The 15715-nt window shown below is 59.4% G+C and carries 18 protein-coding genes; all 18 read left to right on the top strand.

The window, feature by feature from the left end; translation table 11 throughout:
* Positions 1-130 precede the first annotated feature (130 nt).
* The 18 genes from fliE to flhB all read left to right on the top strand — a co-directional run bounded on the left by fliE (position 131) and on the right by flhB (position 15440).
* Positions 131-460 (top strand): flagellar hook-basal body complex protein FliE, encoded by a 330-nt coding sequence (gene fliE, locus AC1DRJ_RS02355; RefSeq protein WP_477800640.1) that lies wholly within the window; start codon positions 131-133, stop codon positions 458-460.
* Positions 461-474: 14 nt separating this feature from the next.
* Positions 475-2256, top strand: coding sequence for a flagellar basal-body MS-ring/collar protein FliF (gene fliF / locus AC1DRJ_RS02350; protein ID WP_477800639.1), 1782 nt, complete (start codon positions 475-477; stop codon positions 2254-2256).
* A complete protein-coding gene (gene fliG, locus AC1DRJ_RS02345) occupies positions 2249-3268 on the top strand; it encodes a flagellar motor switch protein FliG (RefSeq protein WP_477800638.1) in 1020 nt (339 codons plus the stop codon). The genes fliF and fliG overlap by 8 nt, the downstream gene beginning before the upstream one ends.
* A gap of 7 nt (positions 3269-3275) precedes the next feature.
* Entirely contained in the window at positions 3276-4085 is an 810-nt protein-coding gene (gene fliH / locus AC1DRJ_RS02340; protein ID WP_477800637.1) for a flagellar assembly protein FliH, read from the top strand.
* Positions 4075-5433, top strand: coding sequence for a flagellar protein export ATPase FliI (fliI, locus tag AC1DRJ_RS02335; protein WP_477800636.1), 1359 nt, complete (start codon positions 4075-4077; stop codon positions 5431-5433). The genes fliH and fliI overlap by 11 nt, the downstream gene beginning before the upstream one ends.
* A gap of 5 nt (positions 5434-5438) precedes the next feature.
* Entirely contained in the window at positions 5439-5888 is a 450-nt protein-coding gene (fliJ, locus tag AC1DRJ_RS02330) for a flagellar export protein FliJ (protein WP_477800635.1), read from the top strand.
* Between the two features lie 141 nt (positions 5889-6029).
* Positions 6030-6329 carry an STAS domain-containing protein gene (locus tag AC1DRJ_RS02325; protein WP_477800634.1) on the top strand — a complete coding sequence of 100 codons (300 nt, stop codon included), beginning with the start codon at positions 6030-6032 and terminating at the stop codon, positions 6327-6329.
* 5 nt (positions 6330-6334) lie between these two features.
* The gene (locus tag AC1DRJ_RS02320) at positions 6335-8038 is read left to right on the top strand and encodes an ATP-binding SpoIIE family protein phosphatase (protein ID WP_477800633.1); all 1704 of its coding nucleotides are present in this window, start codon (positions 6335-6337) and stop codon (positions 8036-8038) included.
* 30 nt (positions 8039-8068) lie between these two features.
* Entirely contained in the window at positions 8069-8416 is a 348-nt protein-coding gene (locus tag AC1DRJ_RS02315; RefSeq protein WP_477800632.1) for an Hpt domain-containing protein, read from the top strand.
* Positions 8417-8520: 104 nt separating this feature from the next.
* The gene (locus AC1DRJ_RS02310) at positions 8521-9792 is read left to right on the top strand and encodes a flagellar hook-length control protein FliK (protein WP_477800631.1); all 1272 of its coding nucleotides are present in this window, start codon (positions 8521-8523) and stop codon (positions 9790-9792) included.
* Between the two features lie 245 nt (positions 9793-10037).
* On the top strand, positions 10038-10535 hold the full coding sequence (gene fliL, locus AC1DRJ_RS02305; protein WP_477800630.1) for a flagellar basal body-associated protein FliL: 498 nt from the start codon (positions 10038-10040) through the stop codon (positions 10533-10535).
* A 9-nt stretch (positions 10536-10544) separates the two neighbouring features.
* Complete coding sequence (gene fliM, locus AC1DRJ_RS02300) at positions 10545-11513, top strand: flagellar motor switch protein FliM (protein ID WP_477800629.1); 969 nt, start codon at positions 10545-10547, stop codon at positions 11511-11513.
* A 65-nt stretch (positions 11514-11578) separates the two neighbouring features.
* Positions 11579-12037, top strand: a complete 459-nt coding sequence (fliN, locus tag AC1DRJ_RS02295) for a flagellar motor switch protein FliN (RefSeq protein WP_477800659.1) — start codon at positions 11579-11581, stop codon at positions 12035-12037.
* Complete coding sequence (gene fliO, locus AC1DRJ_RS02290) at positions 12038-12484, top strand: flagellar biosynthetic protein FliO (RefSeq protein ID WP_477800628.1); 447 nt, start codon at positions 12038-12040, stop codon at positions 12482-12484.
* Positions 12484-13242 carry a flagellar type III secretion system pore protein FliP gene (gene fliP, locus AC1DRJ_RS02285; protein WP_007948917.1) on the top strand — a complete coding sequence of 253 codons (759 nt, stop codon included), beginning with the start codon at positions 12484-12486 and terminating at the stop codon, positions 13240-13242. The genes fliO and fliP overlap by 1 nt, the downstream gene beginning before the upstream one ends.
* A complete protein-coding gene (gene fliQ, locus AC1DRJ_RS02280) occupies positions 13239-13508 on the top strand; it encodes a flagellar biosynthesis protein FliQ (RefSeq protein ID WP_007948918.1) in 270 nt (89 codons plus the stop codon). The genes fliP and fliQ overlap by 4 nt, the downstream gene beginning before the upstream one ends.
* A 3-nt stretch (positions 13509-13511) precedes the next feature.
* A complete protein-coding gene (gene fliR / locus AC1DRJ_RS02275) occupies positions 13512-14297 on the top strand; it encodes a flagellar biosynthetic protein FliR (protein ID WP_477800627.1) in 786 nt (261 codons plus the stop codon).
* 3 nt (positions 14298-14300) lie between these two features.
* Positions 14301-15440, top strand: coding sequence for a flagellar biosynthesis protein FlhB (gene flhB, locus AC1DRJ_RS02270; RefSeq protein WP_477800626.1), 1140 nt, complete (start codon positions 14301-14303; stop codon positions 15438-15440).
* Positions 15441-15715: the final 275 nt, after the last annotated feature.

The raw sequence follows: 15715 nt of genomic DNA, 5'->3' as shown, positions 1-15715 counted from the left end.
AGTGCGTTATGGACAGAACTGGGGAGGGCTTTTGTTCCGAGCTATGACAGAGCTGGCACCCTTGTTGCTAACACCTCACTACCCGCCGAGTGAGTGTCAAAAAAATGCGGGTCGCCAACGAGAGTAGATCATGAGCCAAGGTATTGAATTTAATCGGTTGATGCTGGATATGCGTTCCATGCAAATGGATGCCATGTCTGCGCCTAAATCGACTGCCGCTGTCCCTGAGCTGGGTGGCAGCAGCTTTTCCGACATGCTTGGTCAAGCCGTCAATAAAGTGAACGACACTCAGCAGGCGTCCACTCAATTGKCCAGTGCTTTCGAGATCGGCAAGAGCGGTGTCGACCTGACCGACGTCATGATTTCCTCGCAGAAGGCCAGTGTCTCTTTCCAGGCGTTGACGCAAGTGCGTAACAAGCTGGTTCAGGCTTACCAAGACATCATGCAGATGCCGGTTTAAGGACGAATTGAGTCATGGCAGAAGCAGGCGCCGATAACATTCCGGCGAAGGTCACTTCAATAGACGGCAAACCGCCGCTGTTTGGGTTGTCCTTCCTGGAAAACCTCTCCGAGATGACCATGTTGCGCCAAGTGGGCCTGTTGGTTGGCCTGGCTGCGAGCGTGGCGATTGGTTTTGCCGTGGTGTTGTGGTCCCAGCAGCCGGACTACCGGCCTCTGTATGGCAGCCTTGCCGGTATGGACGCCAAGCAGGTCATGGAGACCCTGGCCTCCGCTGATATTCCTTACACCGTTGAACCGAACTCGGGCGCATTGCTGGTCAAGGCCGATGATTTGTCTCGCGCGCGACTGAAGCTCGCAGCGGCTGGTGTCACTCCCAGCGACGGCAACATCGGCTTTGAAATCCTCGACAAGGACCAAGGCCTCGGGACCAGCCAATTCATGGAAGCGACCCGTTATCGTCGCGGCCTCGAAGGCGAACTGGCGCGTACCATTTCCAGCCTGAACAACGTCAAGGGTGCCCGCGTGCACCTGGCCATTCCGAAAAGTTCGGTGTTCGTGCGTGACGAACGCAAGCCCAGCGCTTCGGTTCTGATTGAACTGTATTCCGGTCGTTCGCTGGAACCGGGCCAGGTGATAGCGATCATCAACCTGGTCGCGACCAGTGTTCCTGAACTGAGCAAATCGCAGATCACCGTCGTCGACCAGAAGGGCAACTTGCTGTCGGATCAGGCGGAAAACTCCGAACTGACCATGGCCGGCAAGCAATTCGATTACAGCCGCCGCATGGAATCCATGCTGACCCAGCGGGTGCACAACATCCTGCAACCGGTGCTGGGTAACGATCGCTATAAAGCCGAAGTATCTGCCGACATCGACTTCAGCGCCGTCGAGTCGACCTCCGAGCAGTTCAACCCGGATCAACCGGCGTTGCGCAGCGAGCAGTCGGTCAACGAACAACGCACCGCCAGCAATGGCCCGCAAGGTGTGCCGGGTGCCTTGAGCAACCAGCCGCCGTCGCCAGCCTCGGCACCGCAATCCACCGGTGGCACTGCCGCGCCGGCCGGCATGGTGCAGCCAGGTCAGCCATTGATTGATGCCAACGGTCAACAAATCATGGACCCTGCCACCGGTCAGCCGATGCTGGCGCCATACCCGGCAGACAAGCGTCAGCAATCCACCAAGAACTTCGAACTCGACCGTTCCATCAGCCACACCAAGCAACAGCAGGGCCGACTCAATCGACTGTCGGTGTCAGTGGTGGTGGACGATCAGGTCAAGATTAACGCCGCCAACGGCGAAACTACCCGCGCGCCGTGGACTGCCGATGAATTGGCGCGCTTCACCCGCCTGGTGCAGGACGCGGTCGGTTTCGATGCCAGTCGTGGCGACAGCGTCAGCGTGATCAACATGCCGTTCTCCGCAGAACGCGGTGAAGTGATTGCCGATATTCCGTTCTACTCGCAGCCGTGGTTCTGGGACATCGTCAAGCAATTGCTGGGTGTCTTGTTCATCCTGGTGCTGGTGTTCGGCGTGCTGCGTCCGGTGCTCAACAACATCACCGGTGGCGGCAAAGACAAACAGCTGGTCGGCAGCGACGTCGAGTTGGGTGGCATGGGCGGCCTGGACGGCGAACTGGCCAACGACCGCGTCAGCCTTGGCGGCCCGCAAAGCATCCTGTTGCCAAGCCCGAGCGAAGGCTATGACGCACAGTTGAATGCAATCAAGAGTCTGGTGGCAGAAGACCCGGGTCGCGTGGCCCAGGTTGTGAAAGAGTGGATTAACGCAGATGAGTGATAACCGAGCCGTTGCCGCCAAACTGTCCAAGGTCGACAAAGCCGCGATTCTGCTGCTGTCCCTCGGTTCGACCGATGCTGCCCAGGTATTGCGTCACATGGGGCCTAAAGAGGTCCAGCGCGTGGGCGTAGCGATGGCCCAGATGGGTAATGTGCACCGCGAGCAAGTCGAGCAGGTCATGAGAGAGTTCGTCGACATCGTCGGCGACCAGACCAGCCTGGGCATTGGCTCCGACGACTACGTGCGCAAAATGCTCATCCAGGCATTGGGTGAAGACAAGGCCAACGGCCTGATCGACCGCATCCTGCTGGGTGGCAACACCAGTGGCCTCGACAGCCTGAAGTGGATGGAGCCGCGCGCCGTCGCCGACGTGATCCGTTATGAGCACCCACAGATCCAGGCGATCGTGGTGGCGTATCTCGACCCGGATCAAGCCGGTGAAGTACTCGCTAACTTCGACCACAAGGTTCGACTGGACATTATTCTGCGGGTGTCCTCGCTGAACACCGTTCAGCCAGCGGCCTTGAAGGAGCTCAACCAGATTCTCGAGAAGCAGTTCTCCGGTAATTCGAATGCCTCGCGCACCAACCTGGGTGGTATCAAGCGCGCGGCCGACATCATGAACTTCCTCGACAGCTCGATCGAAGGACAGCTGATGGACTCGATCCGCGAAGTCGACGAAGACCTGTCCGGCCAGATCGAAGACCTCATGTTCGTGTTCAACAACCTGTCCGATGTCGACGACCGCGGGATTCAGGCGCTGCTGCGCGAAGTGTCCTCCGACGTGCTGGTGTTGGCCCTCAAGGGGTCGGACGAAAGTGTCAAAGAGAAGATCTTCAAGAACATGTCCAAACGGGCGGCCGAATTGTTGCGCGACGACCTCGAGGCCAAAGGCCCGGTGCGCGTCAGCGATGTGGAAACCGCGCAGAAAGAAATCCTCACCATTGCCCGCCGTATGGCCGAAGCCGGAGAAATCGTTCTCGGCGGGAAGGGCGGCGAAGAGATGATCTAAGGTCACTATGTCGTCTAAACATGATGAGTCCCAGACCGACCTGATTCGCGGCAATCAAGTTGCCGCTTTCGACGTCTGGGCGCTGCCCAGTTTCGACCCTTTTGTGCCAGAGCCCGAGCCTGAACCTGAACCCGAGCCACCGCAGATGGAAGAAGTGCCGCTGGATGAAGTCCAGCCGCTGACCCTCGAAGAGCTCGAAGCGATTCGCCAGGAGGCCTACAACGAAGGCTTCGCCGTGGGCGAGAAAGAAGGTTTTCACAGCACCACGCTCAAGCTTCGTCAGGAAGCCAAAGCGGCGCTGACGCCAAGGATTGCCGGTCTTGAGCAACTGATGGCCAACCTGTTCGAGCCTATCGCGGAGCAGGACACTTTCATTGAAAGGTCCATGGTTGACCTCGTGCAGCACATCACCAGACAAGTGATCCAGCGCGAACTGGTCATCGACTCGACGCAGATCGAACACGTCATGCGTGAAGCGCTCAAACTCCTGCCGCTCGGCGCGGGCAATGTGCGCTTGTACATCAATCCGCAGGACTTCGAACAAATCAAAGCGTTGCGCGAACGCCATGAAGAAACCTGGCGCATCGTCGAAGACGAGTCGTTGTTGCCCGGCGGTTGCCGGGTTGAAACGGAACACAGCCGCATCGACGCCACCGTCGAAACCCGCGTCGCCCAAGTCATGGTCAAGCTGCTCGATCAGTTGCACGATCAGGCATTGCACCCGTCCGCAGCGGATCTGCACCTTGACCTGCCGGTCGCCGAAATGCCCGCTGTGACTCCGATCGAAGTGCAATCGGATGACCCGGATGCGCCTTGATCGCACCAGTTTCGCCAAGCGCCTGAGCGGATACGCCGAGGTCACGCAGCTTGCCGGCGCGCCGGTTCTGGAAGGCCGCTTGTTGCGCATGGTCGGCCTGACCCTCGAAGCCGAAGGCTTGCGCGCTGCCATGGGCAGCCGCTGCATCGTCATCAACGACGACAGCTATCACCCGGTGCAGGTCGAAGCCGAGGTCATGGGTTTCTCCGGCAGCAAAATCTTTCTGATGCCTGTCGGCAGCGTTGCTGGCATTGCGCCCGGTGCCCGTGTGGTTCCGCTGGCCGATACCGGTCGCTTGCCGATGGGCATGAGCATGCTGGGTCGGGTGCTCGATGGCGCCGGTCGTGCGCTGGACGGCAAAGGCGGGATGAAAGCCGAAGACTGGGTGTCGATGGACGGTCCCACCATCAACCCGCTCAAGCGTGAACCGATCAGCGAACCGCTGGATGTGGGTATTCGCACCATCAATGGATTGTTGACGGTCGGACGTGGCCAGCGGCTCGGGCTGTTCGCCGGTACCGGTGTGGGTAAATCGGTGCTGCTGGGCATGATGACGCGCTTCACCGAGGCCGACATTATCGTCGTCGGGCTGATCGGTGAGCGGGGTCGCGAAGTCAAGGAATTCATCGAGCACAGCCTCGGTGAAGAAGGGCTCAAGCGTTCCGTGGTCGTGGCGTCGCCGGCGGACGATGCGCCGCTGATGCGTCTGCGCGCGGCGATGTATTGCACGCGCATCGCCGAGTATTTTCGCGACAAGGGCAAGAACGTCCTGTTGCTCATGGATTCCCTGACTCGTTTTGCCCAGGCCCAGCGCGAAATCGCCCTGGCCATCGGCGAGCCGCCAGCCACCAAGGGCTATCCGCCGTCGGTATTCGCCAAGTTGCCAAAACTGGTGGAGCGCGCCGGTAATGCCGAGAAGGGCGGAGGTTCGATCACGGCGTTCTACACCGTGTTGTCCGAAGGTGATGATCAGCAGGACCCGATTGCCGATGCCGCGCGCGGGGTGCTCGACGGGCACATCGTGTTGTCCCGTCGACTGGCTGAAGAGGGGCATTACCCGGCCATCGATATCGAAGCGTCCATCAGCCGGGTCATGCCGTCGGTGGTCAGCCCGGAACACATGGCCCGCGCGCAGATGTTCAAGCAGTACTGGTCACGCTATCAGCAGAGTCGCGATTTGATCAGCGTCGGTGCTTATGTACCGGGCGGTGATYGTGATACCGACACCGCGATTTCCCTCCAGCCGGCCATGGTCGCTTACCTGCGCCAGGGGTTGAACGACAACATCGGCATGGGCGCCAGCGTCAACCATCTTGCTTCGATCTTCGCTCCGGCAGCGGGCGGCTAATCGACATGGCCGTCAGTCGAGCTGCGCGCCTGGCGCCGGTGGTGGACATGGCCGAAAAGGCCGAGAAAACCGCGGTCCTGCGCCTCGGGCATTTTCAGGGCCAGGTGCGAGTGGCGCAAAGCAAGCTCGCCGACCTTGAAGCCTTCCGCCTCGAATACCAGGAACAATGGATCGTGCGCGGTAGCAGTGGCGTTTCAGGTCAGTGGTTATTGGGGTATCAGGGCTTTCTCGCACAACTGGGCACGGCCATCGATCAGCAACGACAGAGCCTGAATTGGCACCAGAACAACCTGAACAAGGCGCGCGACACCTGGCAACAGGCGTTCGCGCGGGTTGAAGGCTTGCGAAAACTGGTACAGCGTTACCGGGATGAAGCGCAGCGGTTGGAAGACAAGCGCGAACAGAAATTGCTGGATGAGTTGTCGCAGCGCTTGCCCAGGCATGATGCGTATTGAGTCAGGTTTCGTGTCATCGTACTTCGCGTGGCTTGCCCGCGAGGCGCACTCGAAGACCCCGCAACTTACCAGTCTTGCTCCTATCCCTGCCAAGTGCTAAACCTTGTGCAGCACGCTAGCCTATGACAAGGAAGCCGTTAAATGACAGTCAAAGCAGAACTATCCCTGGACGGGAAAATACTTACGATTTCGGTAAAGGGACGATTCGATTACGCCAAGCACCAGGAATTTCGTGAGTCTTACGGTGATAAGGAGCTCTCGCCGGTCATCGTCGACTTGAAAGAAGCGACCTACCTCGACAGCTCGGCGTTGGGCATGTTGCTCCTGCTGCGGGATCACGCCGGTGGCGACGATTCCGATATTCGCGTGGTCAACTGCAGTCTGGACGTGAGGAATATCCTCGCCATTTCCAATTTCGACAAGCTGTTCGACATCAGTTGACCGGTATGCCGTCACTCGAATCCCTGACGATACTCATCGCCGAAGACAGTGCGGCTGATCGCATGCTGCTGTCGCATATCGTCCGCCGCCAGGGCCATGAAGTGCTGACCGCCGCCAATGGTGTCGAGGCGGTCGAGTCGTTTCTTCAGCAACGCCCCCACCTGGTGCTGATGGACGCCATGATGCCGGTGATGGACGGTTTCGAGGCCGCGCGGCAGATCAAGTTGCTGGCCGGTGAAACCTTGGTGCCGATCATCTTCCTGACCTCGCTCAGCGAAAGCGAAGCGCTGGCCCGGTGCCTGGAGGCTGGCGGTGACGACTTTCTGGCAAAGCCCTACAACCCGGTGATTCTGGCGGCCAAGATCAAGGCGATGGATCGCTTGCGCCGCTTGCAAGCCACCGTGCTGCAGCAGCGTGACCTGATCGCCAAGCATCACGAATACTTGCTCAATGAGCAGCGAGTGGCCAAGGCGGTGTTCGACAAGGTTGCGCACTCCGGCTGTCTGAGTGCGCCGAACATCCGCTACCTGCAATCGCCTTATGCGCTGTTCAATGGTGATCTGTTGTTGGCTGCCTTCACCCCGGCCGGCGACATGCACGTGTTGTTGGGGGATTTCACCGGCCATGGTTTGCCAGCGGCCGTGGGCGCCATGCCATTGGCGGAAGTTTTCTACGGCATGACGGCCAAGGGCTACGGCTTGCCTGAAACCCTGCGAGAGATGAACGCCAAGCTCAAACGCATCCTGCCGGTGGACATGTTCTGCTGTGCCACCTTGCTGTGTTTGAGCTTTCAGCGGCGCTCGGTGGAGGTCTGGAATGGCGGAATGCCGGATGGCTATCTGCACACCATCGCCACGGATGAACGCAAGCCGCTGACAGCGCGTCACCTGCCCTTGGGCGTGTTGAGCCCGCAAACCTTCGACGATCGTACTGAAGTGTTCCCGATGGCTGTCGGGGATCGAGTGTTCCTGCTTTCCGACGGGGTCATCGACACGTGTGATGGTGACGAACAATTGTTTGGCGTGGAGCGGTTGCATCAGGTGTTTGCGGCCAATCGTCAGCCAGACTCACTGTTCGAAGAAATCGAGCGGGCCTTGCGGGATTTTGGTGGCGAAGCCCGCGACGACGTGAGCATGGTCGAGGTCAGTCTGCTGGAGGCGGCGCAATTGAGCCCGCCTGCGCTGGTGTACTCCGACAGCGGCCAATCCTGCCCGCTGGACTGGTCGGCCAGTTTTGAATTCCGCGCCGCGACCCTCAAGCGTTTCAATCCGCTGCCCTACCTGTTGCAGCTACTGCTTGAGGTTCACGGGTTGCGGGCTCAAAGCAGCGCGCTCTACAGTGTGCTCGCCGAGCTGTATTCCAATGCGCTGGAACACGGYGTGCTGGGTCTGGATTCAAGCCTCAAGCGCGATGCCGCAGGCTTTGCGCGCTATTATCTTCAGCGCAATGAGCGGCTGGATGCACTGCAGAACGGGTATGTGCGGGTGCATTTGCAGGTCATGCCAGAAGGCAAGGGCGGTTGTCTGATTGTCGGGGTTGAAGACAGTGGCAGTGGTTTTGACGTGGCACGGGTGCTGGAGCGACCGCTTGATGGGGTTCGTCTGTCGGGCCGTGGTATCAACCTCATCCGCCAGTTGGGCCGGAATGCGAGCTGGTCTGACGAGGGGCGCAGTGCGCGCGTGGAGTTTTTCTGGGAGGCTCTGGCATAATCCACGCATTCTTGATCAGGGAGCGAGCAAGTGGCTGACATACATCTGGACCGCGATCTGCTGACCATGCTGCAAGAGGTCATGGGAAATGAGTATCCCGTATTGCTGGATACCTTCCTGTCCGATTCCGAAGAGCGATTGTGCGTCTTGCGAAAGGCCGAAGATGCCGTTCAACTCATGAATGCGGCCCATAGTTTCAAGGGCAGCAGCAGTAATATGGGCGCCGCTCGCTTGGCTGAGCTGTGCCATGAACTGGAGCAATGCGCCAAGGAAAGAAAATTGGCGGACATTGAAAAACTGGTTAAAAAAATCGACAGCGAATTCGCTATCATCCGACCGCTTTATGAGGCAGAAAGACAGCGCTCTCTCTCCGAGTAATCTGACAATTCGGTGTTGTTAACACCATTTTGGCCATGCTGGCCCGACCCTTGCAATCAACTCACTCAACTGTGCCCAGATCCCAGTGCAGCGGAGACCGTTTTATGCCCGTTACCCCCAATTCACTTCTTCAGGCCAATCCAGCGGCCAAGACGCTTGCCGCCTCCGCCAATACCCCGTCGGTGGCTGTTGAGCCTCGGGGCAAGGCTTCCGGCTTCGCTGCGGTTTATGCCAATCAGGCTCAGGAAAAGCCTGCTGTGGGCGGGAATAAGTTGGGGGCTAAGACAACTGACGCCGGAGTGCAAGACACCGCAAAATCCGACGTCATTAGCGATAGCGCTGCCGCCCCAGAACCTGCAATTGCCGATAGCGGCAATTCCTTGCCCGCCGAAAAACCGGCGCCGGTCGAGGTTGCGCCGGATATCAGCGAGACGCCGGCGATCGATACCACCCCAATGGATCCGCCTCTTGACCCAGCCTTGATAGCAGCAGCGCAACCGGAGGAAGCGGTGCCTTCAGCTCCAGCTTCTGCGCAAGCCACTGCAATCACCGACAGTGATTTCGATCCTGAAGCCGATCCGCTCGATGCACTGCCAGCCGTGCGTTTGGCCATGGAGCAAAGTGGTCACGTTTCTGCTTCCAGCCAGGCCCAGCCAAAAGCGTCCCCGATCCAGGCTGACGGCGAACCGTCCTCGGCGCAGAACTTTGCCGCCGGCATGGCGAGTATGCTCGAGGTACAAGTCGACAAAGACAGCACCAGCCAAGGTGGCGAGAACGCGTTCAGCGGTCTGATCGATGACGGCCTGAAAGACCTGAAATCCGCCAGCAGTGATACTCGTGTCGATGACTTCGCCAACCGTCTGGCGGCTTTGACTCAAGCGGCCACACCTAAAACGGCCAACGCGTTGCCGGTGAATCAGCCGATCGCCATGCATCAGAGTGGCTGGACCGAAGAAGTGGTCAACCGCGTCATGTACCTCTCCAGCGCCAACCTCAAGGCGGCCGATATCCAGTTGCAACCGGCCGAGCTGGGGCGCCTCGACATTCGGGTGAACATGGTTCCGGACCAGCAGACCCAAGTCACCTTCCTGAGTGCCCATCCAAGCGTTCGCGAAGCGCTGGACAGCCAAATGCATCGCTTGCGTGACATGTTCACGCAGCAGGGCATGGGGCAGGTCGACGTCAACGTGTCCGATCAGTCTCGCGGCTGGCAAGGACAGGGGCAGGATCAGGCGCAACAGGGGCAGGGTGGTCGTGCCGGCGCCAGTGGTGGTCGCGTCGACTCGATGGATGAAGGCCTCGCGCCGACTGTGGCTGAAGTGGCAGAAACCGCTACCAGCGTGATCGGCTCCAGCGCGGTCGACTACTACGCCTGATAAAACGCAAAACCCCCTGTGGGAGCGAGCCTTTGTGGTGAGGGGGCTTGCCCCCGTTGGAGCGTGAAGCGGTCCCTTTTTCCGGGGGCAGATTTATCGCATGCTCAAATTCCAGGCTAGCTCCCACAATTGTTCTGTAATGCCCCGTAAGTCCTCGTCCAACACCCTCCCGACACTTCTGGCATAACACTTGCTCTTGCCTTGCCGTGCGACTGTGAAAACCCGAATAGTGACGGATTATTGGCATGGCGAAGAGCGAAGCAGCAGTAAAAGACCCCGCTAGCAAAGGCAAGCTCAAGCTGATCATTTTGATCGTGGTGGCCTTGCTGCTGGCGATCGGCACGTCTGTGGGGGCAACCTGGTTCTTCATGCATAACGCCCAGAGCAAACCTGCACCCGCGCAAGCCGCAGTGGTCGTCAAGCAGCCCGCGATTTTCGAACCTATGGCCCCGGCCTTCGTGGCCAACTTCAACCAGAATGGCCGTCAGCGCTACATGCAGGTGAGCATCACCCTGCAGGGCCGCGATCAGGCCGATCTGGAAGCACTCAAAGTGCACATGCCAGTGATCCGCAACAACCTGGTCATGCTGTTCTCCGGTCAGGATTTCACCACCTTGGCCACGCCGATTGGCCAGGAAATGTTGCGTCAGAGGGCCACGGCCAGCGTGCAGGAAGTGGCGCAGAAAGAGCTCGGCAAAGTGGTGATCGAACAGTTGCTATTCACTAATTTCGTACTGCAGTAGGAACCCGACATGGCCGTGCAGGACCTGCTATCCCAGGATGAGATCGATGCGCTGTTGCATGGTGTCGACGATGGTCTGGTAGAGACCGATAACGTTGCTGAACCCGGCAGCGTCAAAAGCTATGACCTGACCAGCCAGGATCGCATCGTCCGTGGGCGCATGCCGACCCTGGAGATGATCAACGAGCGTTTTGCCCGTTACACCCGCATCAGCATGTTCAACCTGCTGCGTCGCTCGGCGGACGTTGCCGTCGGTGGTGTGCAGGTGATGAAGTTCGGCGAATACGTGCACTCGCTGTATGTTCCGACCAGCCTCAATCTGGTGAAGATCAAACCATTGCGCGGTACCGCGCTGTTCATCCTCGACGCCAAGCTGGTGTTCAAGCTGGTGGACAACTTCTTCGGCGGCGACGGCCGTCACGCCAAGATCGAGGGGCGTGAATTCACCCCCACCGAACTGCGTGTTGTGCGCATGGTGCTGGAGCAGGCCTTCGTCGATTTGAAGGAAGCCTGGCAGGCGATCATGGAAGTGAACTTCGAGTACATCAACTCGGAAGTGAACCCGGCCATGGCCAACATCGTCGGCCCGAGCGAAGCCGTTGTGGTGTCCACGTTCCACATCGAACTCGATGGCGGTGGCGGTGACCTGCACGTGACCATGCCGTACTCGATGATCGAGCCTGTGCGTGAAATGCTCGACGCCGGTTTCCAGTCGGACCTCGACGATCAGGACGAGCGCTGGGTCAACGCCCTGCGTCAGGACGTGCTGGACGTCGACGTGCCGATCAGTGCCACGGTTGCCCGTCGCCAGTTGCGCCTGCGCGACATTCTGCACATGCAGCCGGGGGACATTATTCCGGTCGAGATGCCGGAAGAATTGATCATGCGCGCCAACGGCGTGCCTGCCTTCAAGGTCAAGATGGGCTCGCACAAAGGCAACCTCGCGTTGCAAGTGATCGAGCCGATCGAGCGCCGCTGACCGGCGCTCCACCTCCCTTTTAACTGACTGCTCTTGATTGAATAGTTGCCCGCCGAGGACAAATGATGAACGACGATATGAACGCTCAGGACGACCAGGCACTGGCAGATGAATGGGCTGCTGCCCTGGAAGAAAGCGGTAACGCCGATCAGGACGATATCGATGCCTTGCTGGCGGCCGATAGCGCTCGCTCGTCCTCCAACCGTCTGCCGATGGAAGAGTTCGGCAGCGTGGCGAAAAGCAACCAACCGGTCAGCCTGGAAGGTCCGAACCTGGATGTGATCCTCGATATCCCGGTATCGATTTCGATGGAAGTGGGAAGCACTGACATCAACATCCGTAACCTGCTGCAACTCAACCAGGGGTCGGTGATCGAGCTGGATCGTCTGGCCGGGGAGCCGTTGGACGTGCTGGTCAACGGTACGCTGATCGCTCATGGCGAAGTGGTGGTGGTCAACGAGAAGTTCGGCATCCGCCTGACCGACGTGATCAGCCCAAGCGAACGCATCAAGAAGCTGCGCTAAGTGAAAAAGGTTCTGGGGGTTGTGCTGTCGATGCCGTTCAGTGTGCTGGCTGCCGAGCCGATAGCGACCGCTACTGCGGCTGCCGCGCCGGCGGTCAGCAGTGGTGTGGCCGGGCAATTGACGCAGTTGGTGTTCGGCTTGCTGCTGGTGCTGGGGTTGATCTTCTTCCTCGCCTGGCTGTTGCGTCGGGTCCAACAGGCCGGGCCGGCCGGCAAAGGGCAGGTGATAGAACTGATCGGCTCCCGTGCGCTGGGCCCTCGCGACCGTTTGATGCTGGTGCAGGTCGGCAACGAGCAGATCTTGCTCGGCCTTAGCCCAGGCTCCATCACCGCGCTGCATGTGCTCAAGGAGCCGGTGCAAGTGCCGGGCGCGACCGAAAAAGCGACTCCGGAGTTTGCTCAGCGTCTTTTGGAGATGCTCGGCAAGGATCAGAAGGATAAGAAGTAATGGGTGCGTTACGCATCGTCTTGACGCTGGCCCTGATGCTGGCCGCGCCGCTGGCGTTCGCCGCCGATCCGTTGTCGATCCCGGCGATCACTCTGGGCACCAATGCCGATGGCGCTCAGGAATATTCGGTCAGCCTGCAAATCCTGCTGATCATGACGGCGCTGAGTTTCATCCCGGCGTTCGTCATGCTGATGACCAGTTTCACCCGGATCATCATCGTCTTCTCGATCCTGCGTCAGGCCCTGGGCCTGCAGCAGACGCCGTCGAACCAGATCCTCACGGGCATGGCGCTGTTTCTGACGCTGTTCATCATGGCGCCGGTGTTTGACCGGGTGAATCAGGACGCCTTGCAACCGTATCTGGCGGAAAAACTCACCGCTCAGGATGCCGTCGCCAAGGCTCAAGTGCCGATCAAGGACTTCATGCTGGCGCAGACGCGCAGCAGCGATCTTGAACTGTTCATGCGCCTGTCCAAGCGAACCGACATCGCCTCGCCGGATCAGGCGCCGCTGACCATCCTGGTCCCGGCGTTTGTCACCTCCGAACTGAAAACCGCGTTCCAGATCGGCTTCATGATCTTCATTCCGTTTCTGATCATCGACCTGGTCGTCGCCAGTGTGCTGATGGCGATGGGCATGATGATGCTCTCGCCCCTGATCATTTCCCTGCCGTTCAAGATCATGCTGTTCGTGCTGGTGGATGGCTGGGCGTTGATCATCGGTACATTGGCGAGCAGCTTCGGCGGTGTGTCGCCATGACGCCGGAAGTGGCGGTAGACATTTTTCGCGAAGCGCTGTGGCTGACCACCATGATGGTCGCCGTGCTGGTGATTCCCAGCCTGTTGGTCGGCCTGTTGGTGGCGATGTTCCAGGCCGCCACGCAGATCAACGAACAGACCCTGAGCTTCCTGCCGCGCCTGCTGGTCATGTTGGTGACACTGATCGTTGCTGGCCCGTGGCTGGTGCAGACGTTCATGGAATACATCCTGCAGCTGTACGGCAGTATTCCTCAGGTCATCGGCTAAATCATGCCGTCGCTGTTGCAGCTGACCGACACCCAGATCAGTACCTGGGTGGCGACGTTCATGTTGCCGCTGTTTCGCATCGGCGCGTTGCTGATGGTCATGCCAGTGTTCGGCACGACCCTGGTGCCCAAGCGCGTGCGTTTGTACTTCGCGCTGGCGATCACCGTAGTGATTGCGCCGGGCCTGCCGCCGATGCCACCGGTCAATGCGCTGGACTTGAGTGCGCTGTTGCTGATTGCCGAGCAGATCCTGATTGGCGCRGTGCTGGGCTTTTCCTTGCAGCTGTTCTTTCAGGCCTTCGTGGTCGCCGGGCAGATCGTCTCCATTCAGATGGGCATGGGCTTCGCTTCGATGGTCGACCCCACCAACGGCGTTTCCGTGGCGGTGATCGGGCAGTTCTTCACCATGCTGGTGACGCTGCTATTTCTGTCCATGAACGGGCATTTGGTGGTTTTCGAGGTCCTCACTGAAAGCTTCACCACCATGCCGGTCGGTAGCGGGTTGATGGTCAATCATTTCTGGGAGCTGGCCGGCAAGCTCGGCTGGGTGCTGGGTGCCGCATTGTTGCTGGTGCTGCCGGCAATCACGGCGCTGTTGGTGGTCAACATTGCGTTTGGCGTGATGACCCGGGCCGCGCCGCAGTTGAACATTTTCTCTATCGGTTTCCCGCTGACCCTGGTGCTCGGGCTGTTTATCGTCTGGGTCGGGCTGGCGGACATCATCAATCAGTATCAGCCGCTGGCGTCCGAGGCCTTGCAGTTTTTACGCGAACTGGCACGGGCGCGCTGAGTCATGGCTGAGAGCGAAAGCGGTCAGGACAAAACAGAAGACCCCACGGAGAAACGCAAAAAGGACTCCCGGGACAAGGGCGAGATCGCGCGCTCCAAGGAACTCAACACCCTGGCGATCATGCTTGCCGGCGCAGGCGCGCTGCTGATTTTCGGCGGTGCCCTTGCGCAGGAGATGATGGAGCTGATGCGCATGAACTTCACGCTCTCGCGAGAAGTGATTCTGGATCAGCGCAACATGGGCATTTTCCTGATGCATTCGGGCCAAATGGCGTTGGTGGCGATTCAGCCGGTGATGATTACCTTGCTGCTGGCCGCGTTGATCGGCCCGATTTCACTCGGTGGCTGGATGTTCGCGGCGGGCTCGATGGCGCCGAAATTCAGTCGCATGAACCCCGGTGCGGGACTCAAGCGAATGTTCTCGGCCAAAGCTATCGTCGAGCTGCTCAAGGCGTTGGCGAAGTTTCTGATCGTGCTGTTCGTTGCGCTGGCGGTATTGTCTTCCGACATCGACGACTTGATGCGAATCGCGCACGAGCCGTTGGAGATGGCGATCATTCACAGCCTGCAAGTGGTCGGCTGGAGCACCTTGTGGATGGCCTGCGGGCTGATCATCATCGCCGCCGTCGACGTGCCGGTGCAGCTGTGGGAGAGCCACAAGAAACTGCTGATGACCAAGCAGGAAGTACGCGACGAGCACAAGGATCAGGAAGGGCGCCCCGAGGTCAAACAGCGCATTCGCCAGTTGCAGCGCGATATGTCGCAGCGGCGGATGATGGCGGCGATTCCCGAGGCTGACGTGGTCATCACCAACCCGACGCACTATGCCGTCGCCCTCAAATACGACCCCGACAAAGGCAGCGCGCCGGTGTTGTTGGCCAAGGGTAGTGATTTCCTGGCCTTGAAAATCCGTGAGATCGCCGTGGCCAATGACGTGCTGCTGCTCGAATCGCCATCGCTGGCGCGTTCGATCTATTACTCCACTGAGCTGGAGCAGGAAATTCCCGGTGGGTTGTATCTGGCAGTCGCTCAGGTGTTGGCTTACGTCTACCAGATCCGCCAGCACCGTGCGGGCCAAGGCAAGCGGCCTGAGCCGCTCAAGGATGATTTGCCGATTCCACCGGATCTGCGCCGCGATTCCTGATTCACCCCTGTAGCAGCTGCCGAGCTTGCGAGGCTGCGTCCGGCTGCGCAGCAGTCGTCAAGCTTTAGCGAGGACTTCGTCCTCGAACGCAGCCTCGCGGGCTCGGCAGCTGCTACAACACCCCCCCCCAATCAATCCTCTGTTTCAATCCTCTGCAAAAATTCCRCCGGATCTGCGCCGYGAYTCCTGATTCACCCCTGTAGCAGCTGCCGAGCCTGCGAGGCTGCGTCCGGCTGCGCAGCAKTCGTCAAGCTTTAGCGAGGACTTCGTCCTCC

Source organism: Pseudomonas sp. P5_B2, assembly GCF_056400445.1.
The sequence above is the reverse complement of the archived record's forward strand: the minus strand, read 5'-3'. Positions and strand labels throughout refer to the sequence as shown.

What these genes read in the sequence shown, in the direction of transcription:
- fliM (WP_477800629.1), top strand. Translation starts at nt 10,545, where the DNA reads ATGGCCGTGCAGGACCTGCTATCCCAGGATGAGATCGATGCGCTGTTG.
- fliF (WP_477800639.1), top strand. Translation starts at nt 475, where the DNA reads ATGGCAGAAGCAGGCGCCGATAACATTCCGGCGAAGGTCACTTCAATA.
- fliN (WP_477800659.1), top strand. Translation starts at nt 11,579, where the DNA reads ATGAACGACGATATGAACGCTCAGGACGACCAGGCACTGGCAGATGAA.
- fliQ (WP_007948918.1), top strand. Translation starts at nt 13,239, where the DNA reads ATGACGCCGGAAGTGGCGGTAGACATTTTTCGCGAAGCGCTGTGGCTG.
- fliP (WP_007948917.1), top strand. Translation starts at nt 12,484, where the DNA reads ATGGGTGCGTTACGCATCGTCTTGACGCTGGCCCTGATGCTGGCCGCG.
- fliJ (WP_477800635.1), top strand. Translation starts at nt 5,439, where the DNA reads ATGGCCGTCAGTCGAGCTGCGCGCCTGGCGCCGGTGGTGGACATGGCC.
- fliH (WP_477800637.1), top strand. Translation starts at nt 3,276, where the DNA reads ATGTCGTCTAAACATGATGAGTCCCAGACCGACCTGATTCGCGGCAAT.
- flhB (WP_477800626.1), top strand. Translation starts at nt 14,301, where the DNA reads ATGGCTGAGAGCGAAAGCGGTCAGGACAAAACAGAAGACCCCACGGAG.
- fliL (WP_477800630.1), top strand. Translation starts at nt 10,038, where the DNA reads ATGGCGAAGAGCGAAGCAGCAGTAAAAGACCCCGCTAGCAAAGGCAAG.
- AC1DRJ_RS02310 (WP_477800631.1), top strand. Translation starts at nt 8,521, where the DNA reads ATGCCCGTTACCCCCAATTCACTTCTTCAGGCCAATCCAGCGGCCAAG.
- fliG (WP_477800638.1), top strand. Translation starts at nt 2,249, where the DNA reads ATGAGTGATAACCGAGCCGTTGCCGCCAAACTGTCCAAGGTCGACAAA.
- AC1DRJ_RS02325 (WP_477800634.1), top strand. Translation starts at nt 6,030, where the DNA reads ATGACAGTCAAAGCAGAACTATCCCTGGACGGGAAAATACTTACGATT.